A 22,955-nucleotide genomic window follows, 5' to 3' on the forward strand; every position below is an offset into this window, starting at 1 on the left:
GCGCGTGAGTCGAGTACCCGGTCTTTCCGCCTTGCCATTCGTCCCTGCCGGGCCACCACCGGTCACCGGGACGACCCGGGTGCTCCCTCTGCCGCTGCGGACGAGCGGGTGTTGCCGATACTGCTCGGCACTTCGGATGCGACGGGAACGGCATGGTGATCAGCGGATGGCGAACGGCAGTGTGTGGGGCGGGACTGGCGCTCGGCGTCGGCGGGATCTGTGCGGCGGCGCCGGGCGACTGGCCCAGCTATGCCGGCGCGCCCGGCGGCGGCCAGCATTCGCCGCTGACCCAGATCACCCCGGACAACGTGGGACGGCTGCGCATCGCCTGGTCGTTCCGCACCGGCGAACTCGGCGCGGGCCTGCCGGATCCGGAACGGCGCCGCTTCGAGGCCAATCCGCTGGTGCTGGACGGGCGCATGTACCTGGTCACCGGCACCGGCATCGCCTTCGCGCTGGATGCGGCCAGCGGCCGCGAACTGTGGTCGTTCGACGCCAAGGTGTCGCGCGGCAAGCACTACAGCGATCCGGCCTCGCGCGGGGTGAGTTTCTGGCGCGACACGCAGGCCGCGTCACGGGCGTGCCGCGAGCGCATCGTGTTCGGCACCCTGGATGCGCGGCTGATCGCGCTGGACGCGGTCGACGGCCGGCCTTGCGCCGGGTTTGGCAGTGGCGGGACGATCGACCTGCACACCGGGATCGACGTGCACGATGCGCCCGGCGACGCCTGGGCCAACTATGCGGTGACCTCGCCGCCGGTGGTGGCCGGCGACGTGCTGGTGGTGGGCAGCTCGATTGGCGACAACCGCGGGCATGCGCTGGAGCAGGGCGTGGTGCGCGGCTACGACGCGCGCAGCGGCCGCGAACTGTGGCGCTGGGATCCGGTGCCGCGCGATCCGGCCGCCGCGGCCGCGGCCGGCTGGCAGCCGCAGCAGGCCGCCACGGTCGGTGGCGGCAATGCCTGGGCGCCGCTGGCGGTGGATCCGACGCTGGGGCTGGTGTACGTGCCGACCGGCTCGGCCAGTCCCGACTACTACGGCGGCGAGCGGCTCGGCGACAACCGCGATGCGAATTCGCTGGTGGCGCTGGACCTGCACAGCGGCCGCCGGGTGTGGGCGCAGCAACTGGTGCATCACGACCTGTGGGACTACGACCTGGCCTCGCAGCCGGTACTGACCACGGTGCAGACCGCGCAGGGGCCGCGCGAGGCGGTGCTGCAGGCGACCAAGACCGGTTTCCTGTTCGCCTTTGACCGCCGCGACGGCAGCCCGGTGTTCCCGATCAGCGAAGTGCCGGTGCCGGCCACCGACGTGCCTGGCGAGCGCATCTCGCCGACCCAGCCGATGCCCGAGCCGGCGCTGCGCCTGGCCCGGCACACGCCGTTGACCGCCGCCGATGCCTGGGGGGCGACACCGGGCGCGCGCCGCGAGTGCGAGGCGCTGATCGCCGGGCTGCGTTCGGAAGGTCTGTTCACCCCGCCCAGCGTGCGCGGCACGATCGCGCTGCCGGGCTGGGCTGGCGGGGTGAACTGGGGCGGCATCGCGGTGGACCCGCAGCGCCAGCTGGCGATCATGCCGGTGTCGGACCTGCCGATGCAGGTGGCGCTGATCCCGCGCGAACGTTTCAGCGAGGCCGATCACGCGCGGCATCCCGACCAGCAGTTCAACGACATGCAAGGCACGCCGTACTACATGCGCCGCGGCATGCTGGCCTCGTCGCGCGGCATTCCCTGCGTCAAGCCGCCGTGGGGGCGGCTGGTCGCGGTGGACCTGCGCACGCGCAAGATCGCCTGGGAACGCCCGCTCGGCACGCTGGAAGAGAAGTTGCCGTGGTTGCCGCTGGACGTGGGCACGCCACTGCTCGGCGGCGCGGTGACCACCGCCAGCGGCCTGACCTTCATCGCCGCGGCCGCCGACTCGCGCCTGCGCGCGCTCGACAGCGCCAGCGGCAATACCCTGTGGGATGCCAAGCTGCCGGCCGGCGGCCAGGCCACACCGTCGGTCTATGCGGTGGGCGGCAAACAGTACGTGGTGATCGCCGCCGGCGGCCGCGAGGGCATGGGCACGATGGGCGATTACGTGGTCGCCTATACGCTCGACGGCGAGGGCAAAGAGGTGGTGTTCCAGCACGGCGTGGCCGCGCGCATGGCGACCCTGGGCATCGTCGCGCTGGCGCTGCTCGCGAGCGTGGTGGCGCTATGGCGGCGTTGGCGCCGGCGGCGCCGTGCGCGGGCTGGCAGTCGCGGCAACGGATGAGGCAATGCGCGACATGCCGCTCCTTGTGGGAGCGACTTCAGTCGCGACGCGGAGTCTGTCAGCGGCAGGCTTCGGAGCCAGTCGGGACTGAAATCCCTCCCGCAGCGCACCCCTCCGGCGAAGGGCATAGCGTGAGATGGGCGAGCCGGATCGTCGGCCGCGGTGCGGCGCTACACTGCGCATGCCGTCGTGCGCATGTGTCGGCTCCGCTGCTGCTGGCGCTGCGCCGTCGGCGGCTGGCATCGGCGCGACCGCCGCGCTTTTCCCCCTCCCGCTTCTGCAAGGTTGCCCATGTCTTCTTCCCTTCGCATCGCCATGGCCCAGTTCGATTTTCCGGTCGGCGCCGTGGCCCAGAACACCGATCGCATCATCGCGATGATCGACGAAGCGCGCGACGAGTACGGCGCCGACATCGTGCTGTTTCCGGAGCTGGCAGTCAGCGGCTATCCGCCGGAGGACCTGTTGCTGCGGCCCGGCTTCCTTGCCGATTGCGAACTGGCGGTGCAGCGCATCGCGGTGCGCGTGCACGGCATCGTGGCGGTGGTCGGCTGGCCGCAGAGCGCCGGCAGCGTGGTCTACAACGCGGCCAGCGTGCTGCGCGGCGGGCAGATCGAAACCACCTACCGCAAGCGCGAACTGCCCAACTACGCGGTGTTCGACGAGCGCCGCTATTTCGATGTCGATCCGGACGGCGGCAGCTGCGTGTTCGAGGTCAAGGGCACCCAGGTCGGCCTGGTGATCTGCGAGGACCTGTGGTTCCCCGAGCCGCTGGCCGATACCGCACGCCACGGCGCCGAACTGGTGCTGGTGCCCAACGCCTCCCCCTACGAGCGCGGCAAGCATGCGCAGCGCGACGCGCTGCTGGCCGAGCGCACCCGCGAGACCGGCGTGGCGCTGGCCTATCTCAACGTCGTTGGCGGCCAGGATGCGCTGGTGTTCGACGGCGCCTCGGTGGTCGCCGACGGCGACGGCAGCGTGCATCCGGCCGCGGCGGCGTTCACCGACCAATGGCTGGTGGTGGACTACGCGACGCAGACGCGTGCGTTCACTCCCTTGCGCTGGATCGACGACGGCGACGAGAGCATGGACGCGCTGGCCTGGCGCGCGGTGGTGCGTGGGCTGCGCGACTACTGCGGCAAGAACCGCTTTTCCAAGGTGTGGCTGGGCCTGTCCGGCGGCATCGATTCGGCGCTGGTGCTGGCGATGGCGGTGGACGCGCTGGGCGCGGACAACGTCACCGCGGTGCGGCTGCCGTCGCGCTACACGGCGGACATGTCCAACGACCTGGCCGACGAGCAGTGCCGCGCGCTGGGGGTGAAGCTGGAGACGGTGGCGATCGAGCCGGCGTTCGAGGGCCTGCTGCAGGCGCTGGGTCCGTTGTTCGCAGGCACCCAGCCCGATGTCACCGAAGAGAACCTGCAGTCGCGCAGCCGCGGCGTGATCCTGATGGCGCTGGCCAACAAGTTCGGCGGGCTGCTGCTGACCACCGGCAACAAGAGCGAGTACGCGGTCGGCTACGCCACTATCTACGGCGACATGTGCGGCGGCTATGCGCCGCTGAAGGACCTGTACAAGACCGAGGTGTTCGGGCTGGCGAAATGGCGCAACACGGTCGGCGGCGCGCCGGTGATCCCGCCGGCGGTGATCGCGCGGCCGCCGTCGGCGGAACTGCGCGCCAACCAGACCGACCAGGATTCGCTGCCGCCGTACGACGTGCTCGACGGCATCCTGTATCGCTATGTCGACCAGGAGGAATCGCGCGACGAGATCGTCGCCGCCGGCTACGCCGCGGAGGTGGTCGATCACGTGGTGCGGCTGGTGCGCATCACCGAATGGAAGCGGCACCAGGCCGCGCCGGGACCGAAGGTGTCGCGCCGCGCGTTCGGCCGCGAACGGCGTTATCCGATCACCAATGGGTATCAGGCGTAGGCGGAGGACGACGTCGCGGTCTTGCGGCGCTGCGTTGCAGTTTCCAGGATGGATGGGTGTGGGTCGCGGCTGAAGCCGCTCCTACAGGAGCGGGCCGCGGCAGCATCCGCATCTGGGATTCGCCGCTTTCCGAGTCCCCAGTCCCGGCTTTAATCACACCGCCTGCAACAACCGCAACCCGAACGCATCGTCCTGCGCGTTCCAGCCGTGGCTGACGCGCAGGCCGGCGGCTGCGGCCATTTCGCCGAAGCTCTGGTCGCTGTACTTGTGGCTGTATTCGACCTGCATCGCTTCGCCGGCGGCGAAGTCGAAGCGGTGCCCGGCCACGTGCACCTGTTGCGCGCGCTGGCTGACCAGGAAGGTCTCGATGCGCTGGCGCTCGCGCGCATACACCGCGCGGTGGCGGAACTGCGCCAGGTCGAAATCGCTGCCGATCTCGCGGTTGAGGCGGCGCAGCAGATTCAAGGTGAACTCGGCGGTGACGCCGGCCGCATCGTTGTAGGCCGCTTCCAACACCGCAGGATCCTTGTCCAGATCGATGCCGATCAGCGCGCAGCCGTCGTGGTGCATGGTCTCGCGCATCGAGCGCAGCAGCTGGATGCCGTCGTCGCGGGTGAAGTTGCCCAGCGTGGAGCCGGGGAAGAACACCAGGGTGCGGCGCGCGCTGCGCTGCGGCGCCGGCAGCGCCACCGGCGCGGTGAAGTCGGCGCAGACCGGCAGCATCTGGATGCGCGGGAAGCGCTCGGCCAGGCGCGCAGTGCTGGACATCAGCATGTCGCGCGAGATCTCGATCGGGGTGTAGGCCACCGGCTCGCGCAGGCCTTCCAGCAGCAATTCGGTCTTGCGCCCGCTGCCGCTGCCCAGCTCCACCACGTGCGCGCCGGACCCCACCGCTTGCGCGATCGACGGCATCCGCGCTTCCAGCAGGGCCAGCTCGGTGCGGGTCAGGTAGTACTCGGGCTGGCGGGTGATCGCTTCGAACAGGCGCGAGCCTTCGGCGTCGTAGAAATATTTGGACGGCAATTGCTTCGGGCTGCGCGACAGCCCGGCGATCGCGTCGGCGGCGATGTCGTCGGGCTGCGGATGCAGGTCGGTGAGCGCGGCTTCGGTCAGTGCGCGGGCGGTCGCAGCGTTCATGCGGGATCCTTGGCCAGGCGGACGCCGGCGAATTGCCAGCGCGCATCGGAGGGAAAGAAGTTGCGGTAGCTGGCGCGGATGTGGTCGTGCGGCGTCGCGCAGCTGCCGCCACGCAACACCCACTGCGCGTTCATGAATTTGCCGTTGTATTCGCCCAGCGCGCCCGACCACGGGCGGAAGCCGGGGTAGGCCAGATAGGCGCTGCCGGTCCATTCCCAGACATCGCCGAACAACTGCTGCAGGCCGGCCTCGCCCTGCGCGGCGGACTGCGGATGCAGCGCGTCGGCATCGACGAAATTGCCGTCGATGGCCACGCCGGTAGCGGCCTGTTCCCATTCGGCTTCGGTCGGCAGCCGGGCGCCGGCCCAGCGTGCGTAGGCGTCGGCTTCGAACAGGCTGATGTGGCAGACCGGCGCATGCGGATCGCGCTCGCGCCAGCCGCCCAGGGTGAACTCGCGCACGCCGTCGGCATGCCAGTACAGCGGCCGCTGCCAGTCCTCGGCGTTGCGCCGCGCCCAGCCATCGCTGAGCCACAGGGCGACGTTGCGGTAGCCGCCGTCAGCGATGAACTGCGCGTACTCGGCATTGCTCACCGGACGGCTGGCCAGCGCATGCGCCGGCACCAGCACGCGGTGCCGCGGAGACTCGTTGTCATAGGCGAAGGCCGCGTGCGCCGGCCAGCCGGGCGCGCCGATCTCGCACAGCTGCTCGTCGCGCTGGATCCAGCGCAGGGTTCGCGCCGGCGCCTGCGCCATGGCCAGGTCGTCGCGATAGGCCGGGGCCAGCGGATTGCTCCAGAACGCGTGCTTGATGTCGGTCAGCAGCAGCTCCTGATGCTGCTGCTCGTGGTGCAGGCCCAGTTCCAGCACCTGCAGCGTCTGCGCCGACAGGTCGCCGGCCTGCAGCCGCGCCAGCACCCGCGCCTCGACCTCGGCGCGGTAGTCGCGTACCTGCGCCATGGACGGGCGCGACAGCACGCCGCGGCGCGGCCGCGCATGCATCGGGCCGACGCTCTGGTAGTAGCTGTTGAACAGATAGTCCCACTGCGGATCGATCGCGCGGTAGCCGGCGTCGGCGGCCAGCACGAAGCGTTCGAAGAACCAGGTGGTATGCGCCAGATGCCATTTCGCCGGACTGGCGTCGTCCATGCTCTGCACCATCGCGTCTTCCTCGCTCAGCGGCGCGGCGAGCAGGCTGGTGCGCTGGCGCACGCTGCGGAAACGCGTCGCCAGCGGCACGCTGGACGCTGCGGGCGAGGGGGATGCCGCCGAGGAGGTCGCTTGCATCGGGCAAGCTTAGGGGAAGACCGTGAACATGCCGTCATGCGTAGTGGAACGTCGCGTTACGCTAGCGCCTGTTCATGCGATGGGAGCCTCCTTCTCCCGATCGCGCCAACCGGCCCGACCGCACATGTCCACGCCAGACCCATCCCACGCATTCATGCCAGCATCCGTGGCCGGCGCCGCCGCGCCGGCCGGCGTGCTCGATCTTGCCGAGGCGGCGCACGCCTTCGTTCTCCCCGAGGGAGTGCGCTATCTGGATACCGCCAGCAAGGGCCCGCGGCTGGCCAGCGTGCTTGCCGCCGGACAGGCGGCGCTGGCCGATTCGATCGCGCCGTGGACGCTGTCCTTCGACGCTTGGCGCGGGCAGATCGAGACCCTGCGCGGCCTGGCCGCCGCCACGCTGTTCGAAGGCGACGTCGACGGCGTGGCGATGCTGCCCTCGGCCGCCTACGGCCTGGCCACCGCAGCGCGGCAATTGCCGTTGGCCGCCGGCGAGGCGGTGCTGCTGCTCGACGGCCAGTTCCCGTCGAACCTGTTGCTGTGGCAGCAGCGCTGCGCCGAGACCGGGGCGCACCTGGCGGTGGTGCGGCGCGGGCCGCAACAGGACTGGACCGAAGCGGTGCTGGCGGCCTTGGACGCGGAGCCGCGGGTGCGCATTGCGACACTGCCCAATGCCTACTGGCGCGACGGCGCGCTGCTGGACCTGGACCGCATCGCCGCGCGCGTGCATGCGGCGGGTGCGGCGCTGGTGCTGGACCTGAGCCAGAGCCTGGGCGTGCTGCCGGCGCGGCTGGCGGCGTGGCGGCCGGATTTCGTGGTGGCGGTCGGGCACAAGTGGCTGCTGGGGCCGATGGGGCTGGCTTGGTTGTGGGCGGCGCCGCACTGGCGCGCGCACGGCGTGCCGATCGAACACCATTGGCAGGCCCGCGATCCCGGCGCCGACTGGAATTTCCCGGTCGAGGCGCCGCCGCCGTTCCGCACCGGCGCGCGCCGCTTCGATGCCGGCGGCGTGGCCGAGCCGCTGCGGCTGGCGATGGCCACTGCGGCGCTGCAGCAGCTGCAGCACTGGCAGCCGGCGCGGATCGCGGCGCGGCTGGGCGAACTCGGCGCGGCGTTCGAGGATGAGTTGCAGGCGCAGGGTGCTGGCGATTGGACCGTGCCTGGGCATGCGCCGCACCTTGGCGCGCTGCGTCCGCCTGCAGCGGCAATGCAGGGGTTGCTGCCCTGGCTGCAGCGCGCGCAGGTGATCTGTACGCATCGCCACGGTGCGTTGCGCATCGCGCCGTACCTGCAGCTGACGCCGGAGGCGATGCGTGGGCTGGCGCGGGAGATGGTTGCTGCGGCGCGCGGGTGAGCGGTGGCTTGATCGTTCCTGGAAGAACTTTTGGCTAGCCTGCTGGGTGCACTGTAGGAGGGGCTTCAGCCCCGACAGATAGCCGAAACCACGCGAGTTCCGACTTCGTTCGTCGCGACTGAAGTCGCTCCCACAGGGAGTTTGCGGTGGGCTTGTTGGGTTGCACTGGGGTGAAGGTTTTTCAGCCCCGACAGTGACCGGCCTGGGCAGGTCTGTCACTTCGTTCGTCGCGGCTGAAGCCGCTCCTACAGGGACTGCGGTGCCTGATGATGCACTTGTAGGAGGGGCTTCAGCCCCGACAGATAGCCGAAACCACGCGGGTTCCGACTTCGCTCGTCGCGACTGAAGTCGCTCCCACAGGGAGTTTGCGGTGGGCTTGCTGGGGTGCACTGGGGGGAGGTTTTTCAGCCCCGACAGTGACCGGCCTGGGCAGGTCTGTCACTTCGTTCGTCGCGGCTGAAGCCGCTCCTACAGGGACTGCGGTGCCTGATGATGCACTTGTAGGAGGGGCTTCAGCCCCGACAGATAGCCAAAACCACACGGGTTCCAACTTCGTTCGTTGCGGCTGAAGCCGCTCCTACAGGAACTTGCGACTAGTCGGGTGGGTGCACTGTGGGAGGGACTTTAGTCCCGACGGGTTCCGAAGCCGAGCGTTGGCCGGCACCGCGGTGCGATCGATGGGCTGAGCGCAGATCGCTTGCCCTGCCGCGCCGATGAGCGGCGGCCTGGACGCGCCGGCTTCAGCGGCGCGCCGCCAGGCGCAGACCGCGCGGGGTCAGCCAGCGCTCCAGGCCCTCGAACAACGCCTGCACCAGCAGCGCCAGCGCCGCCGCCGGCACCGCGCCTTCCAGGATCAGGCCGATATCGTCCAGGCGGATGCCGGTGAGGATGGGCTGGCCGTAGCCGCCGGCGCCGATCAGCGCGCCCAGGGTGGCGGTGCCGACGTTGATCACTGCCGCGGTCTTGATCCCGGCCAGGATGGTGCGCAAGGCCAGCGGCAACTCGATCCGCCACAGCCGGGTGCCCGGCGGCAGGCCGATCGCTGCGGCGGTCTCGCGCAACTCGCGGGCGATGCCGGTCAGGCCGGCATGGGTGTTGCGCACGATCGGCAGCAGGCTGTACAGGAACAGCGCGGCGATCGCCGGTTTGGCGCCGATGCCGAACAGCGGGATCATGAACACGAACACCGCCAGCGACGGCAGCGTCTGCAATACCCCGGTCAACGACAGCACGACCTGGCCGAGCCGCGGCCGATACGCCGCCACGATGCCCAGCGGCAGCGCCACCAGCAGGGCCAGGCCCAGCGACAGGCCGACCAGCGCCAGGTGTTCGCGCGTGCGTTGCAGCAGGCGCGTCAGCCTGGTGTCCTGCGCCGGCGCGGCGATGCCCAGCCAGTGCGCGGCGATCGCGCTTTCGGCACGCTTGTCCAGCTTCGCCTCGGCATTGAGCCGCTGCATCGTCGCCGCGTCGATGCGTCCGCCCAGGCCATCCAGCGCCTGCACGAACCGCGGCGCGCGCTGCGCCAAGTCGCTGCGATACAGGAACACCGCGGCGTAGCGCGGAAAGTAGCGGCGGTCGTCCTGCAGCACCAGCAGGTCGTGTGCCGGAATCTCGGCGTCGGTGCTGTACAGGTCGGTGAGGTCGATCGCGCCGCTGTCCAGCGCGCGGTAGGCCAGGTCGTGGTCCAGCCCAGTCGGCGTCTGCGATAGCCGATAGGCATCGCGCACCCCCGGCCAGCCGTCGGCGCGCGACACGAACTCGTTGCTGAGCCCGAACTTCAGCGACGGATGCGCGGCCAGGTCGGAAATGCGGACGATGCCCAGCGCCTGCGCGCGCTGCCGGCGCATGCCGAACGCGTAGGTATTGTCGAAGCCCAGCGGTGCGCTCATCGCCAGGCCGCGCTGGGCCAGGGCGCGGCGCAGCGCGGCATCGTCGGCATCGGGCAGTTGCAGCAATTCGGTCGCCAGGGTGCCGGTGTATTCGGCATAGGCGTCGATCGAACCCTGCTCCAGCGCGCGCCACAGGATGCGGGTGCCGCCGAGCTGGCGCCGGTGTTCGACCTCCACCCCGGCCTGACGTCCGGCGCCAGCGGCGATCTCGCCGAGCACCACCGCCTCGGTGAAGTTCTTCGAGCCAACCACCACCTTCTCCGGCGCCGCCGCAGCGCTGCCGGCGAGCAGGGCGAGCGCCGCCGCGAGCACGAGCAGCGCGGCAACGCGGCGCCGCACCGATGCCATCACCGCGCATCCTCCAGCGTGCGCTGCGCGTGCAGGAACTGGCCGACGAACGGCTCCGCGGGCGCATCCAGCAGCTCGCGCACGCTGCCTTCCTGCACGACGCGGCCGTTGCGCATCAGCACCAGAGTGTCGCCCAGGTAGGCGGCCTCTGCGACGTCGTGGGTCACCAGCACCACGGTCTTGCCGAGCAGCGCGAACAGTTCGCGCATCTGCGTCTGCAGTTCGTGGCGCACGATCGGGTCGAGCGCGCCCAGCGGTTCGTCCAGCAGCAGCACCGGCGGGTCCAGCAGCAGCGCGCGGATCAGGCCCACGCGCTGGCGCTGGCCGCCTGACAGTTCGGCCGGATAGCGCGCCAGCAAGGCCTCGGGCAGGCGGCACAGCGAGGCCAGCTCGTGCAGCCGCGCGTCGATCCGCGGCCGCGCCCAGCCCAGGGTCTGCGCAAGCAGGGCGGCGTTGTCGCGCGCGCTCAGGTGCGGGAACAGCCCGCCTTCCTGGATCACGTAGCCGATGCGGCGGCGCTGCGCCAACAAGGTGTCCCGGCGCAGCGGTTCGCCTTGGAAGCGCACCTCGCCGGTGTCCGGCCATTCCAGCCCGAGCAGCATGCGCAACACGCTGGACTTGCCGGCGCCGCTGGGCCCGATCAGCGCGGTGGTGCGGCCCGGGGCGATGCGCAGATCGACCCGGTCCAGCGCAAGTGCGTCGCCGTAGCGGCGGGTGACCCGATGCAGTTCGAACATGCGCCCAAGCATAGCCGGGCCGCGGCGCATGGCGCGCGAAGGCAGCGCGCGGCTGGCGCGCTCAATCGGCGAAATCGGTCAGCAGCTGCAACGTCGGCTTCGGCCGCGCCAGGTCGTACATCAGCCCGAAGTGGCTTTCCACGCCCTGCAGATTGGTCTGGTCGAGCAGTTCGTAGAGATTGATCTCGGCGACCACGTCGGCGTAGTCGCTCTGCAGCGTGCGCACGATCTGCGCCACGCTGTCGTAGCAGGCGCCGTCGCCGGCATGGCCGCCGTCGCTGTTGCCGGCGTAGACCTCGGCGCAGTTGACCTCGTTGAAGAACACCTTGCCGCCGTACTTCTGCGCCGCGCTGCGCATCTGCCCCAGGTACAGGTCCATCCAGTAACCGCGATCGTGGTGGAACGGGTAGTAGTGGAAGCTGATGTGGTCGAAATCGAAACCCGAGGCCTTGGCCATGTCCAGGAACCACAGCGAGCCGCGGCGGTCGCCGGGGCAGCGCGCGGTCGCCGAATGGTCGTCGCTGTTGCAGGCGGTGATGTTGATGGTGAATTCCAGGCCGGCGCCGAGTTCGTCGGAGGCCTGTTTCATGCCGCGGTACATCGCGGTCATCGCATCGATGCGCGCCTGCGCGCCGTCGCGGCTGTAGTCCTGCTCGTTGCCGATCTCCCACAGCTTGATGTCGGCGGCATAGCGCCGCGCCAGCTGGTAGCCGATCTCGCGCGACATCGGGTACACCATCGGCCGCAAGGCGATGCGGTACTGGCGCGACAGCGCCACCAGCCGGTCGAGCACGGCGAAGTTGCGCGGGTCCACGTCGAAGCGGTAGCTGCGCAGATTGCGCCGGTCGAGCAACTGGAACACCGCCTCGGCTTGGCTCAGCGGATAGGCGGGGCGGTCGTCGTGGCCGTTGATCCCGAACACGATGGCCGGCGCGGCGGCGCTGCGCTCGGCGGCGCCGGCGGGCAGGGCGCCGGCGGCGAGTGCGACTAACAGGAGTAGCAGTGGGGCGGACAAGCGGGGCATGGCGCGTCTCCTGGCAGGGCCGGCGAGCGCTGTGGCGACGGGCGGTGCCGTGGGGACACAGCGGCGGCGGGTGGGTCGGTCGAGCCTAGCAAGCGGCGGTTGCGCTCGGCGCGCAGCGGCTGGGCGCTGCACCACAGATCGCGCCACTGGTGTCGGCCTGCGCCAGTGGCCGGGGGCGCATGTCCAGGCCGCTGTCGCTGGCGGCTGCCCGGACAGCCGCGGTCCTGCCTGGACGCAGGCGGCGCAGCCGGGCCGGCGACCGCGCGCCGGCATGCCTTGGCGGCCAAACGAAAAAGGGGCCTCACGGCCCCTGTTTTCTTGCACCCGGCAGGCTGGCTCAGTTGGCCATCTGCGAGTTGGACTGCCCGGTGGAGGCGGACTTCTCGCCGGCGAACGGGTTCAGCTTGCGGATCATCCACGGGTACTTCGGCCAATGGCCGGTCAGCCACGGATGCTTGGGATCGTTGAGTTCCAGCACCCGGCGCGCGTCGTCGGCCAGCGGCTTGTTGCCCAGGTGGGTGTAGGCGTCGGCCAGCACCGCCACCGCGTCGTACTGGTAGGCGCTCTGCGGGTAGGTTTCCAGCAGGTAGGTGGCGCGGCCGGCGGCCGACACCCAGGCGTTGCGGCGCAGGTAGTACAGCGCGTTGTCCAGCTCGTGCTGGGCGAACACGTTGCGCAGCGCGATCATGCGCTGGCGCGCGTCGGCGGCGTAGCGGCTGTTCGGATAGCGCTCGGCGACGATGTTGAAGTCGGCGTAGGCCTGCTGCGGCGTGGACAGGTCGCGGCGGCTCGGGTCCAGCGACCACACCCGGCGCAGGAACACCGTGTCGCGGTTGGAGTTGGACAACCCGCGCAGGTAGTACATGTAGGAGATGTTGCGGTGGGTCGGGTAGGTGCGGATGAAGCGGTCGATGCTGGACACCGCGTCGTCGTGCTTGCCGGCCTTGTACTGGGCGTAGGCGGACTCGATCATCGCCTGTTCGGTGTACTGGCCGTAGGGGTACTGCGCGATCAGGCGCTTGAAGCTGCCCTCGGCGCCGGCCCAGTTGCCGGTCTGCATCTGCGTGTGCGCCTTCTGGTACAGCTGTTCCACCGGCATCCCTTCTTCGGGATTCTTGTTCTTCTGGCGGTGGCAACCCGTTGCCACGACGACCATGACCAGCATCAGGGCGATGAAACGGACGTGCGCGGAGAGCGGGACGGAGCGTCGGATCATGGGTTCGGGCAGGACACGTCAGGAATACGAAGGGGCGATGATAGCCTAGTGGCCTGTCCGGCGACTGACTATGGCCGCCGTGACCCTCCCTTTCCGACGTAGCCGTGCCCTTTTCATGCCCAATACCCTCCCGGACACCCCTGAGGACGCCGTCTCCGACGGCCCGCGCCAGGCGCGCGTGCCCGATCACGCCGCCGGCCGCCGCTTCGACGCGGTCCTGGCCGAGCTGTTTCCCGAATTCTCGCGTTCGCGCCTGGCCGAATGGATCAAGTCCGGCGACGCGCTGCTGGACGGCGCCCAGGCGCGGCCGCGCGACGCCCTGCGCGGCGGTGAGATCGCCAGCCTGCATGCGGTGCTGGAGACCCAGACCCATGCGCTGCCGGAGGACATCCCGCTGGAGGTGCTGTACGAGGACGACCAGGTCATCGTGCTGAACAAGCCGGCCGGGCTGGTCGTACATCCGGGCGCCGGCAACCCCAGCGGCACCCTGGTCAACGCCCTGCTGTACTTCGATCCGTCGCTGGCGTCGCTGCCGCGCGCCGGCATCGTGCACCGCCTGGACAAGGACACCAGCGGCGCCATGGTGGTGGCGCGGACCCTGCCGGCGCACACCTCGCTGGTGGCGCAGCTGTCGGCGCGCGACGTGCACCGCCAGTACCTGGCGGTGGTGGCCGGGCCGCTGGTCTCCGGCGGCACCGCCAATGCGCCGATCGACCGCCACCCGCGCGACCGCCTGCGCATGGCGGTGCGCGAGGACGGCCGCGACGCGGTCACCCATTACCGGCTGCGCGAGCGCTTCCGCGCGCATACCGCGCTGGAATGCCGCCTGGAGACCGGACGTACCCACCAGATCCGCGTGCACATGGCGCACCTGAAACACCCGATCATCGGCGATCCGCTGTACGGCGGCCCGCTGAAGCTGCCCAAGGGCGCGACCGAGGAGCTGATCGCCGAATTGCGCGGTTTCAAGCGCCAGGCGCTGCATGCCGAGACGCTGGAGTTCAAGCACCCCACCCATGGCGAGCTGGTGCGCGCCACCGCCGCGGTGCCGGCCGACCTGCTGCGCCTGCTGGCCGCGCTGCGCGTCGATTCGCGGCTGGCCGCCGAGCAGGCGCGGCGCTGAGCATGGCGCCGGTAGGCGAGGGCAGGCCGGACGCCTTGCAGCCATTCCCGAGCGGACCTGCGCGGGAATGGGCGACACGGCTTCGCTTGCCGGTGCAGGCGGCGCGGACGCGCGGCCGGCGTAGTGGTTTCCGCTACGCCCGCGCGGCGGTCGCAGCCTGGGCTGTCGCCGCCGGAAGCGCAATGCTGCGCCTGATCGCGGCGTTTGCCGGCGCTGCTCCGACACGGTCCGAATGCGCATGACCAACTTCGCCCTCGCCGCCGACTGGCCGGCATCGCCGCGGGTGCGCGCGCTGACCACGCTGCGCACCGGCGCCGGGACATCCTCGCCGCCGTTCGACCGGTTCAACCTGGGCAACCGCAGCGCGGCCGACGGCGACGATCCGGTCACGGTGCAGCGCAACCGCGACGAACTCGCCGCGCGCCTGGCGCTGCCGTCGCCGCCGCACTGGCTGCGGCAGGTGCACGGGGTGCAGGTGCTGCGCTTCGAGCGGCCGCCCGCCGCGGCCGGCATCGACGCCGAGCCGACCGCCGACGCAGCGGTCACCGCGGTGCCCGGCGTGGTGCTGGCGATCCTGACCGCCGATTGCCTGCCGGTGACCTTCGCCGCCCGCGACGGCAGCGAAGTCGGCGCCGCGCATGCCGGCTGGCAGGGCCTGGCTGGCGGCGTGCTGGAAGCCACCGTCGCCGCCCTGCGCACGCCGCCGACGCAGTTGCAGGCCTGGCTGGGCCCGGCCGCCGGGCCGCAGGCGTACGAGATCGGCGAGAACGTGCGCGATGCCTTCCTCGGCCACGATCCGGCCGCGGCCAGCGCCTTCGTCGCCACCCGCCCCGGACACTGGCGGGTGGACCTGTATGCGCTGGCGCGGCAGCGCCTGGCCGCCGCGGGGATCGACCCGGCGCAGGTGCACGGCGGCGGCCTGTGCACGATTTCCGACCCGCAGCGCTTCTTTTCCTATCGGCGCGACCGCCGCAGCGGGCGCATGGCGACGCTGGCGTGGATCGCGCACTGAGTACGCCGCTGTTCGCGCAGCTGCTGGGGCCGGCGTTCGCGCGGCTGCCGCCGGCGCTGCGCACGTTGCATTCGGTGCCGCAGCGGCAGCGCTACCGCGGCCAGGCCGACGTGCGCCGCGGCCGGCATCCGTTGCTACCGCTGTGCGCGTGGTTGGCGCGCCTGCCGCCGGCCAGCGCCACGCTGCCGATCGAGGTGACCTTCAGCGCCGACGCGCAGGGCGAGCGCTGGCAGCGCCGTTTCGGCACGCACGCGATGCCGTCGCGGCTATGGCTGCAGGACGGCCGGCTGCGCGAGCGCTTGGGCGCGGTCGAATTCGAGTTCGCGCTGCGCGTGGACGGGGCCGCGATCGTCTGGAGCGCCGCGCGCGCCTGGGCGTTCGGCGTGTTGCCGCTGCCGCGGCGCTGGCTGGCCGGCGTGCATTGCCGCGAAAGCGAGCGCGACGGCCGCTATGCGTTTCTGGTCGAGGTGGCGCTGCCGTGGATCGGTCCATTCATCCGTTACAAGGGCTGGCTTGAACCGGCCTGACCCCGCGCGCGGCGCAGTGCCCGCGGCGGGCGCCGACAGCGCGATCGTGGTGTTCGACGGGGTATGCCTGCTGTGCAGCCGCTGGGTGCGTTTCCTGCTGCGCTTCGACCGCCGCGGCCGCTACCGGTTCGCGTCGATCCAATCGGCCAGCGGCCGCGCCTTGCTGGTCGGCCACGGGCTGGATCCGGACGACCCGCTGTCGTTCCTGCTGCTGACGCCGCAGCGTGCGTTGACCGATTCGGACGCGGCGATCGGCGTGATCGCCGGCCTCGGCGGCGCATGGCGTGTCGCGACGGTGTTGCTTCTGTTGCCGCGACGCTGGCGCGATGCCGGCTATCGGGTGCTGGCGCGCAACCGCTACCGCTGGTTCGGCACTTCGACGCAGTGTTTCCTGCCCGATCCGCAGCAGCGCTCGCGCTTTCTGGAGTGAGCGGCGTGCGGCCGCTGCGGGTCTAGCTGCGCGACGTCGCGTCTGGACCCGCTTGCCGCATACGCCCCAGCTCAGCGGGCGCCGCGCAGCAGCGGGGTGACCTTGCCGCTGCCCGGCTGCGCGCGATTGGCTTCGATCCGGAACACCGCCACCGCGGTGGCCAGGCCGCCGGCCTGTTCTTCCATGCTGCGCGCTGCGGCGGTGGCTTCTTCCACCAACGCGGCATTGCGCTGGGTCACTTCGTCCAGTTGCATCACCGTGCGGTTGACCTGCTCGATGCCGCTGGATTGCTCGGCGCTGGCGGCGCTGATCTCGCCGATCAGCCCGGTCACGCGCTGCACCGAGCCGACGATCTCGTGCATGGTGGCGCCGGCGCGGTTCACCAGCCCCGAGCCCAGCGTCACCTTGTTCGTGGAGTCCTCGATCAGATGCTTGATCTCCTTGGCCGCATCCGCCGAGCGCTGCGCCAGCGAGCGCACTTCCGAGGCGACCACGGCGAAACCGCGGCCCTGCTCGCCGGCGCGCGCGGCCTCGACCGCGGCGTTGAGCGCGAGGATGTTGGTCTGGAACGCGATCCCGTCGATGACGCTGATGATCTCGCCGATGCGCCGCGACGAGGTGCTGATCGCGCTCATCGTGGCGACGACCTCGTCCATCACCTTGCCGCCGGACTGGGCGATCTCGCCGGTGCCGTGCACCAGGCCGTTGGCCTGCTGCGCGTTGTCGGCGTTCTGCTTCACCGCCGAGGTCAGTTCCTCCATCGAACTGGCGGCTTCCTCCAGGCTGGCCGCCTGCTGCTCGGTGCGGTCGGACAGGTCGGTGTTGCCGGCGGCGATTTCCATCGCCGCGCGGCGGATCGCCTCGACCGCGCCCTGGATGCCGACGATGATCTCGGTCAGCTTGGCCACGGTGCGGTTGGTGTCCTCGCGCAGCCGCGCGAACACGCCCTGCGCGTCGCCGTCGACGCGATGGGTGAGGTCGCCTTCGGCCAGCGCCGCCAGCGCACTGGCCAGCGCCGCCAGGTTGCTCTCCACCGAATCGGAGATGCGGTTGACGCCCTCGGCCAATGACTTGAGCACGCCGTCCATCGACGCGGTATCCAGGCGGCGGCTGAAATCGCCATGCGCGGCGGCGTCGATCACCGCGGTCAGTGCCTGCTCGGCATTGACCTGCGCGGTCACTTCCTCCCACTGCGCGATGGTGCCCAGGCGTACGCCGTCGGCGCCGGTGATCGGGCTGTAGACGAAGTCGATCTGGCGGCCGAAGAACGGCGCGCGCACGCGCTTGGAACCGGTCAGCGCGCGCATGCGGTCGATCGCGGCTTGGCTGTCCGGATAGATGTCGCCGATGCTGCCGCCGACGAACTGCTCGGCGCTGAATTCGGGGCGGAAGCTCTGCACGTCGGGCTCGATCGCGCGCAGCATCTGCAGCAGCTTGCGGTTGGCGAAATGCACGCGGCCGTCGTCGTCGGCGATGCGGACCATGGTGTCCAGGTCGTCCAGCGCCTGGAGCACGAAGCGGCCGCGGCGCAGTTCGGCCTCGGTCTCGGCCTGGCGTGCGGCCAGCCGCGCCTGCGCCGTCTGTATCACGCGCAGCAGCGCGGCGTCGGCCGCATCGCCGGCGGGATCGAGGCGTTGCTCGAAGCGGCCTTCGCCCAGCGCCTGCACCGCCTGCAGCGCGCGCTGCGACGGCGCCGCGCGCCGCGTGCCGGCCCAGGACAGCGCCGCCACCAGCAGCGCCGCGGCGGCCAGCGCCGGCGCCAGCCGCGCCAGCGCCGGCCCGTTCGGCCCGAGCTGGCGGCCGAGGTGCAACGCGTACAACGCCATTGCCAACAGGCCCAGCGCATAGGCCAGGGCGAACAGCAAGGCGCGCGGGGGCAGGCGCGAGCCGCCGATTGGGCGAGGGGATGCGGCGTCTGGCAAGGTCATGGCGGCTACCGGCTGGAGAGATCGGCGCAATTCGTGCGCGTCGAAAAATAGATGAATGTGCCTTCCAGTATCGGCCGGCAGGGTCTCGGGCTTGACCGCGGTAAAGACCGCTCGTCGGAAATATCGCGCCTGAATAGGCGAGATAGGTCGCTGAAAACACTGTATTTTTTGCTGCAGTGCAATAGACCGCCCGGCGACGGCTGCGCCCGCAACGCGGACATGCGCGAACGCGCCGCCGCTGGCTGGCAGCGCTCCGGGCACAAAAAACCGGCCGTCTTACGACGGCCGGTCGGGTCCAGCGGAAGCGGGCCGGCGTTACTTCGCCGGCGCGGCGTCCGGCAGGGTCCAGGCGATCACGCTGTCGCCGGGCTTGGTTTCCATGCGGTCGTGGCCGCCGATCGCGGCGACGATGTACTGCTTGCCGTTCGCCGTATAGCTCAGCGGCGCGGCCTGCGGGCCGGCCGGCACCCGCACTTCCCACAGCAGCTTGCCGGTCTGGGTGTCGTAGCCGCGCAGGAAGTTGTCCAGCGCCGCGCCGATGAAGGTGACGCCGCCGCCGGTGGCTAGCGAGCCGCTGTTGTTCGGCGTGCCCAGCTCGAACTTCATCTTCGACGGGATGCCCATCGGGCCCTGGTCGTAGCCGGTGCCCAGCGGACGCCGCCAGATCACCTGCTGGGTGCGCAGGTCCACGCCGGAGACGTAGCCCCATGGCGGGGCGATGCATGGCGTGTTCAGCGGCGACATCCACGGTTCCTTGCGCGCGCCGTAGGCCAGGCCTTCCTGCGCCATGTAGCCGGGGGTCTTGCTCTTGCCGTTGAACACCGAGACCACGCCCAGTGCGTTCATCTCCTGCCGCGGGTAGACGTGTTCGGTGTAAGGCAGGCGGTTGCTGTTCATCACCATGATGCCGCGCTGCAGGTCCACCGATACGCCGCCCCAGTTGATGCCGCCGTGGTTGCCGGTGAACGACAGCGATCCCTGCAGGCTGGGCGGGGTGAACATGCCTTCGTAGCGCAGCTGCTTGAACTGGATGCGGCAGGCCAACTGGTCAAACGGGGTGATGCCCCAGGCGTCGGATTCGACGATGGTCTCGTAGCCCTTGCTCGGCGCGCCGACGGTGTTGGGCATGCCCGGCGACACCGGCTGGGTCTTGGCGGTCCAGTCGCCGTGGTCGGTGCCCTGCGGCACCGGCAGTTGCTGCACCGGCATGATCGGCTTGCCGGTCTCGCGGTCGAGCACGAACACCTGGCCGGACTTGGTGGCCTGGATCACCGCCGGGCGCGTGCCGCCGCCGGGAATCGGGAAATCGACCAGATTCGGCTGCGGGCCGATGTCGTAGTCCCACAGGTCGTGGTTGACCGTGCGGAAGTGCCAGCGCTCCTTGCCGGTGGCCGCGTCCACGGCGACCAGCGAGGCGGTGTATTCCTCTTCCTGCGGGGTGCGGCCCTTGCCGAAGAAGTCGCCGGAGGCGTTGCCGGTGGGCAGGTAGACCAGGCCCAGTTCGTCGTCGGCGGCCATCAGCGACCACACGTTCGGGGTCGAGCGGGTATAGGTCTGGCCGGCGGGCGGCGCGGCGTCGATGGACGGGTTGCCCAGGTCCCAGGCCCAGCGCAGCTGGCCGCTGATCGCGTCGAAGGCGCGCACCACGCCGGACGGCGCATCGCGTTCCTGGCCGTCGCGGACCTGGCCGGTGGGCTGGATCACCACGCCGCGCATCACCACCGGCGGCGAGGTCGGGCCGACGAAGCCGGGCTTGGTGTTGCCGGTGTCCTTGTTCAGATCCACATAGCCGTGGTCGCCGAAGCTCTCGCACAGCTTGCCGGTGGCGGCGTCGAGCGCGCCCAGGCGGCCGTCGACCATCGGCCAGAAGATGCGCTTGGCGCATTCGGCGACCGGGGTGGTGGCCTCGAAATAGGACACGCCGCGGCAGGTGGTGGCGGCGACGCCGGCCATCGCCTTGGGGTTGGTCTTGGGATCGAAGCGCCAGCGCTCCTTGCCGGTGCTGGCCTCGACCGCGATCACCTTCTGCGTGGGGGTGCAGATGTAGACCAGGTCGCCGACCTTCAGCGGGGTGTTCTGGAACGCGTAGCCGAGCTTGGAGCCGGCGGGCTTGAGGTCGCCGGTATGGAATTCCCAGGCGATCTTCAGGTCCTTGACGTTGTCCGGGGTGATCTGCGCGCCGGGGCTGTAGTGGTTGGACAGGTTGGAGCCGGCGTAGGCGGTCCAGTTGCCGGCGTCGTGGTTGGCGGCGACGTTGCCGTCGGGGCTGCTCACCGCGGCGCGGCTGAAGGCGACCTGTGGCCGTTGCGCGGCCAGCGCGGGGTCGGCCAATTCGACGGTGCGCGGGAAGAACAGCGGCACGAATACCAGCAGCGCGCCGAGGACCGGCAGCACGCCGGTGACCAGCGCATACCCCAGCCCGGACAGCGGCGCCAGGCGCCGGCGTGCCACCTTCCAGAACGGCAACAGCAGCAGGCCCAGCACCGAGATCATCGCCAGGCGCGGGATCAGCGCCCAGCCGTCCAGGCCGACTTCGGCCAGCGCCCAGGCGATGGTCGCGGCCAGGGTCAGGCCGAACAGCCACAGCCCGGCGCGGCGGCCGAGCGCCAGCAGCACGCCGGACACGGCCAGGGCCAGGCCGGCGAGCAGGTAGTACCAGGAGCCGCCGGCGGCGACGAGTTGGCCGCCCATCGCGGCCAGGGCGGCGCCGATCAGGGCGATGACCACGGCATAGGCGACGAACAGCCAGCTGCCGGGTCCTGGGGTAGGAGTGCGATCGTTCATGGGATGGGGAGTCCGAGAGGGACCCGGGCGCGTCGCGGAGGTGCTGCGGCATAGGCGGGTCGTGGAGGGGCAGGCGAGGGCATGGCCGCATCGGCGGTGGTCCTGCGCACAACGAGAACACCGCGCTACCCCTCCCAGGGTGCAGAAAAGCGCGGTGCGTGGCTCAATTTTAAGGAATGCAGGTCATCGAGCCGTGACGGCAGGCGGAACCTTGCGTCCTGTTCGGCGGCGATGCGCAACAGGCAGCAAGATGGGAACGGGCGTCGCCTGGGGCGCACGCCGATCTTTCGTGCCGGTGCGTCGCCTGTGTGGAGTGAGCGAGGGCGCAGGAACTGCTCCATGTGCGTGTGGCGCGGAGCCGATTCAGCACGCACATGTCGCATACGGGCAGCGCTCAGGCGACCAGGCTGTTGACAGTCTCGCTGCTCCCGTGCTCTATGCTCCTGGTCATGTTGTGCCGACCCAAGAAGGATCTTGTATGGCCAATTCGCCGACTGTTCGACTTCCCAGCGATCCGCTGCATCCCGACCACGAGATGTACCAGCGCCTACTGACTGGAGTACAGGACCTGCATCGTGGCACGCCCGAGCAGAATGCCAACCTGGCGGCTGCCTTGTACGCCGATATCCGCACGCGGCAACCGCATATGGCGGCGCGTGATATCGGTCAGGTCGTGGCGGGCGATCCGAGCGCGCGACACCCTTCCGTGCTCGCGCTGCCGAGGGCGGGTTACCACACGCACGATCCTGATCCTGCCGCCTTGCGATTCGGCGTGCCGATGGAAGCAGCCTCGCGGCCCGCGCAGCAATCGCTGGCGCCGTTCGGACGCGAAACCACGATCGGTCAGGATGGCTTCCTGACCGATCCGGGCATCACCCACACGCCGGTCGCAAAAATCGAACATGGCGCCATGTCGCAGGTGAATGGCATCGTGTTGCACCGGACCGAATCGAACACGGCAGCAAGCACGCTGAGTACATGGCGGACGCGTGCGGAAGCGACCGGTGCCCACTTCCTGATCGACACCGACGGCACCATCCACCAAACCGTCAGCGTTGACAGACAGGCCTGGCACGTGGGCCCGGTGCGTTCGCGCGGCGAAGTGGAGGGGACGATCACGCCCGGCGACCAGCGTGAACTCGATGCCGCCAGGGGCACGACGCCCGCGTGGCGGGCGACCGCGGTGCGCGCGGTCAGCGGCCTAGAATCCACACGGCCGTATCCTGAGCGCTATCCGACCAACGGCGACAGTGTCGGGATCGAGGTCGTCGGCCGCTACGACGCGGCAACGAAAACTTGGGACCCGCCGACAGCCGCGCAGACGGCGTCCATTCAACGGCTGGTGGGAACGTTGCAGAACAACTTCGGGCTAAACGACCATGACGTGTATCAGCATGATGTCATCTCGCGCAAAACCCCTGGCGAAGGAGCAGGCCTTTACACGCCTGTCGCGCCTGCTGCTCCTGCTGCCGATGCTCCTGGGGTGTCACCCGCAGGTCCGAGCAGATAGCGGTGCGTCGGAATTGACCGTCCTCGAGATTTCGAAGGCGGTCTACCAGCCTGCGCGCGGAGCCGCCAGGCTGGCCGAGGAGGAAGCGATGTGCAGCGCGTGGTCGCTCGACCGGACGCAGGCGGAAGCCTTTTTCGGCCTGAGCAAGGAACTGGGCGAGGGAGAGCTGCACGACTTCGACTGGCTGCCCTGCTCGATCAAGGGCCGCGTGCGGGCGCAAGGGCGGGTCTGGGAGTTCGAAATCAACGCCGCGGGCACCAGCACTTGGCGCAACGGCGACCAGGCGCGGATGCTGGGATGCTCGCAAGCTGCATGCGAGCCGTTCGTGGTGTTGATGCCGGAGGCCGGAGGGCAGTAATCGCGCAGGCCGGTCCGGTTTGCCTCGGCATCTGTTCCGCGTGGACGATCTCCACGCCCTGCCTCCGCCTGGCCAATCGTCGTCGAACTGCGGATCGTGCGGGGCGCCGGC

General features: G+C 70.3%; 17 protein-coding genes. 9 read left to right on the forward strand and 8 right to left on the reverse strand.

What is annotated here, in order from left to right; genetic code table 11:
- The first annotated feature begins 152 nt into the window (after window positions 1-152).
- The gene (locus tag HEP75_RS05460; protein WP_255424007.1) at window positions 153-2,255 is read left to right on the forward strand and encodes a pyrroloquinoline quinone-dependent dehydrogenase; all 2,103 of its coding nucleotides are present in this window, start codon (window positions 153-155) and stop codon (window positions 2,253-2,255) included.
- Window positions 2,256-2,546: 291 nt separating this feature from the next.
- The gene (locus tag HEP75_RS05465) at window positions 2,547-4,184 is read left to right on the forward strand and encodes an NAD+ synthase (RefSeq protein WP_185825714.1); all 1,638 of its coding nucleotides are present in this window, start codon (window positions 2,547-2,549) and stop codon (window positions 4,182-4,184) included.
- 153 nt (window positions 4,185-4,337) lie between these two features.
- Here HEP75_RS05465 and egtD read toward each other — a convergent pair whose 3' ends face one another.
- The gene (gene egtD / locus HEP75_RS05470; protein WP_185825715.1) at window positions 4,338-5,321 is read right to left on the reverse strand and encodes an L-histidine N(alpha)-methyltransferase; all 984 of its coding nucleotides are present in this window, start codon (window positions 5,319-5,321) and stop codon (window positions 4,338-4,340) included.
- Window positions 5,318-6,607 carry an ergothioneine biosynthesis protein EgtB gene (egtB, locus tag HEP75_RS05475; protein ID WP_185825716.1) on the reverse strand — a complete coding sequence of 430 codons (1,290 nt, stop codon included), beginning with the start codon at window positions 6,605-6,607 and terminating at the stop codon, window positions 5,318-5,320. Before egtB ends, egtD begins: the two co-directional genes overlap by 4 nt.
- Before the next feature lie 154 nt (window positions 6,608-6,761).
- Here egtB and HEP75_RS05480 point away from each other — a divergent pair, with 154 nt between their 5' ends.
- Window positions 6,762-7,958 carry an aminotransferase class V-fold PLP-dependent enzyme gene (locus HEP75_RS05480; RefSeq protein ID WP_185825717.1) on the forward strand — a complete coding sequence of 399 codons (1,197 nt, stop codon included), beginning with the start codon at window positions 6,762-6,764 and terminating at the stop codon, window positions 7,956-7,958.
- A gap of 740 nt (window positions 7,959-8,698) precedes the next feature.
- On the opposite strand, the gene HEP75_RS05485 is transcribed toward HEP75_RS05480, so the two are convergent.
- The 4 genes from HEP75_RS05485 to HEP75_RS05500 form a co-directional block, all read right to left on the reverse strand.
- Window positions 8,699-10,195 (reverse strand): glycine betaine ABC transporter substrate-binding protein, encoded by a 1,497-nt coding sequence (locus HEP75_RS05485; protein ID WP_185825718.1) that lies wholly within the window; start codon window positions 10,193-10,195, stop codon window positions 8,699-8,701.
- Window positions 10,195-10,932 carry an ATP-binding cassette domain-containing protein gene (locus HEP75_RS05490; RefSeq protein WP_185825719.1) on the reverse strand — a complete coding sequence of 246 codons (738 nt, stop codon included), beginning with the start codon at window positions 10,930-10,932 and terminating at the stop codon, window positions 10,195-10,197. The genes HEP75_RS05485 and HEP75_RS05490 overlap by 1 nt, the downstream gene beginning before the upstream one ends.
- Window positions 10,933-10,993: 61 nt before the next feature.
- Entirely contained in the window at window positions 10,994-11,947 is a 954-nt protein-coding gene (locus tag HEP75_RS05495) for a glycosyl hydrolase 53 family protein (protein ID WP_255424079.1), read from the reverse strand.
- Between the two features lie 346 nt (window positions 11,948-12,293).
- Window positions 12,294-13,172, reverse strand: coding sequence for an outer membrane protein assembly factor BamD (locus HEP75_RS05500; protein WP_185815519.1), 879 nt, complete (start codon window positions 13,170-13,172; stop codon window positions 12,294-12,296).
- A 115-nt stretch (window positions 13,173-13,287) separates the two neighbouring features.
- Here HEP75_RS05500 and rluD point away from each other — a divergent pair, with 115 nt between their 5' ends.
- The 4 genes from rluD (at window position 13,288) to HEP75_RS05520 (ending at window position 16,264) form a co-directional block, all read left to right on the forward strand.
- Window positions 13,288-14,295, forward strand: a complete 1,008-nt coding sequence (gene rluD / locus HEP75_RS05505) for a 23S rRNA pseudouridine(1911/1915/1917) synthase RluD (protein WP_185825720.1) — start codon at window positions 13,288-13,290, stop codon at window positions 14,293-14,295.
- Window positions 14,296-14,533: 238 nt separating this feature from the next.
- The gene (gene pgeF / locus HEP75_RS05510; protein ID WP_185825721.1) at window positions 14,534-15,307 is read left to right on the forward strand and encodes a peptidoglycan editing factor PgeF; all 774 of its coding nucleotides are present in this window, start codon (window positions 14,534-14,536) and stop codon (window positions 15,305-15,307) included.
- Window positions 15,292-15,834 carry a DUF4166 domain-containing protein gene (locus HEP75_RS05515; RefSeq protein WP_255424008.1) on the forward strand — a complete coding sequence of 181 codons (543 nt, stop codon included), beginning with the start codon at window positions 15,292-15,294 and terminating at the stop codon, window positions 15,832-15,834. The genes pgeF and HEP75_RS05515 overlap by 16 nt, the downstream gene beginning before the upstream one ends.
- On the forward strand, window positions 15,821-16,264 hold the full coding sequence (locus HEP75_RS05520; RefSeq protein WP_185825722.1) for a thiol-disulfide oxidoreductase DCC family protein: 444 nt from the start codon (window positions 15,821-15,823) through the stop codon (window positions 16,262-16,264). The genes HEP75_RS05515 and HEP75_RS05520 overlap by 14 nt, the downstream gene beginning before the upstream one ends.
- Before the next feature lie 71 nt (window positions 16,265-16,335).
- On the opposite strand, the gene HEP75_RS05525 is transcribed toward HEP75_RS05520, so the two are convergent.
- Window positions 16,336-18,192 carry a methyl-accepting chemotaxis protein gene (locus HEP75_RS05525; RefSeq protein WP_185825723.1) on the reverse strand — a complete coding sequence of 619 codons (1,857 nt, stop codon included), beginning with the start codon at window positions 18,190-18,192 and terminating at the stop codon, window positions 16,336-16,338.
- Between the two features lie 315 nt (window positions 18,193-18,507).
- Complete coding sequence (locus HEP75_RS05530) at window positions 18,508-20,937, reverse strand: membrane-bound PQQ-dependent dehydrogenase, glucose/quinate/shikimate family (protein WP_185826509.1); 2,430 nt, start codon at window positions 20,935-20,937, stop codon at window positions 18,508-18,510.
- Window positions 20,938-21,454: 517 nt separating this feature from the next.
- Here HEP75_RS05530 and HEP75_RS05535 point away from each other — a divergent pair.
- A complete protein-coding gene (locus HEP75_RS05535; protein WP_185825724.1) occupies window positions 21,455-22,486 on the forward strand; it encodes a peptidoglycan recognition family protein in 1,032 nt (343 codons plus the stop codon).
- 13 nt (window positions 22,487-22,499) lie between these two features.
- Window positions 22,500-22,844 (forward strand): hypothetical protein, encoded by a 345-nt coding sequence (locus HEP75_RS05540; protein ID WP_185825725.1) that lies wholly within the window; start codon window positions 22,500-22,502, stop codon window positions 22,842-22,844.
- Window positions 22,845-22,955 lie beyond the last annotated feature (111 nt).

The organism is Xanthomonas sp. SI (assembly GCF_014236855.1).
Taxonomy (GTDB): domain Bacteria; phylum Pseudomonadota; class Gammaproteobacteria; order Xanthomonadales; family Xanthomonadaceae; genus Xanthomonas_A.

What these genes read in the sequence shown, in the direction of transcription:
- HEP75_RS05535 (WP_185825724.1), top strand. Translation starts at nt 21,455, where the DNA reads ATGGCCAATTCGCCGACTGTTCGACTTCCCAGCGATCCGCTGCATCCC.
- rluD (WP_185825720.1), top strand. Translation starts at nt 13,288, where the DNA reads ATGCCCAATACCCTCCCGGACACCCCTGAGGACGCCGTCTCCGACGGC.
- HEP75_RS05465 (WP_185825714.1), top strand. Translation starts at nt 2,547, where the DNA reads ATGTCTTCTTCCCTTCGCATCGCCATGGCCCAGTTCGATTTTCCGGTC.
- egtB (WP_185825716.1), bottom strand. Translation starts at nt 6,607, where the DNA reads ATGCAAGCGACCTCCTCGGCGGCATCCCCCTCGCCCGCAGCGTCCAGC.
- HEP75_RS05490 (WP_185825719.1), bottom strand. Translation starts at nt 10,932, where the DNA reads ATGTTCGAACTGCATCGGGTCACCCGCCGCTACGGCGACGCACTTGCG.
- HEP75_RS05525 (WP_185825723.1), bottom strand. Translation starts at nt 18,192, where the DNA reads ATGACCTTGCCAGACGCCGCATCCCCTCGCCCAATCGGCGGCTCGCGC.
- HEP75_RS05480 (WP_185825717.1), top strand. Translation starts at nt 6,762, where the DNA reads ATGCCAGCATCCGTGGCCGGCGCCGCCGCGCCGGCCGGCGTGCTCGAT.
- HEP75_RS05485 (WP_185825718.1), bottom strand. Translation starts at nt 10,195, where the DNA reads ATGGCATCGGTGCGGCGCCGCGTTGCCGCGCTGCTCGTGCTCGCGGCG.
- pgeF (WP_185825721.1), top strand. Translation starts at nt 14,534, where the DNA reads ATGACCAACTTCGCCCTCGCCGCCGACTGGCCGGCATCGCCGCGGGTG.
- egtD (WP_185825715.1), bottom strand. Translation starts at nt 5,321, where the DNA reads ATGAACGCTGCGACCGCCCGCGCACTGACCGAAGCCGCGCTCACCGAC.
- HEP75_RS05460 (WP_255424007.1), top strand. Translation starts at nt 153, where the DNA reads ATGGTGATCAGCGGATGGCGAACGGCAGTGTGTGGGGCGGGACTGGCG.
- HEP75_RS05500 (WP_185815519.1), bottom strand. Translation starts at nt 13,172, where the DNA reads ATGATCCGACGCTCCGTCCCGCTCTCCGCGCACGTCCGTTTCATCGCC.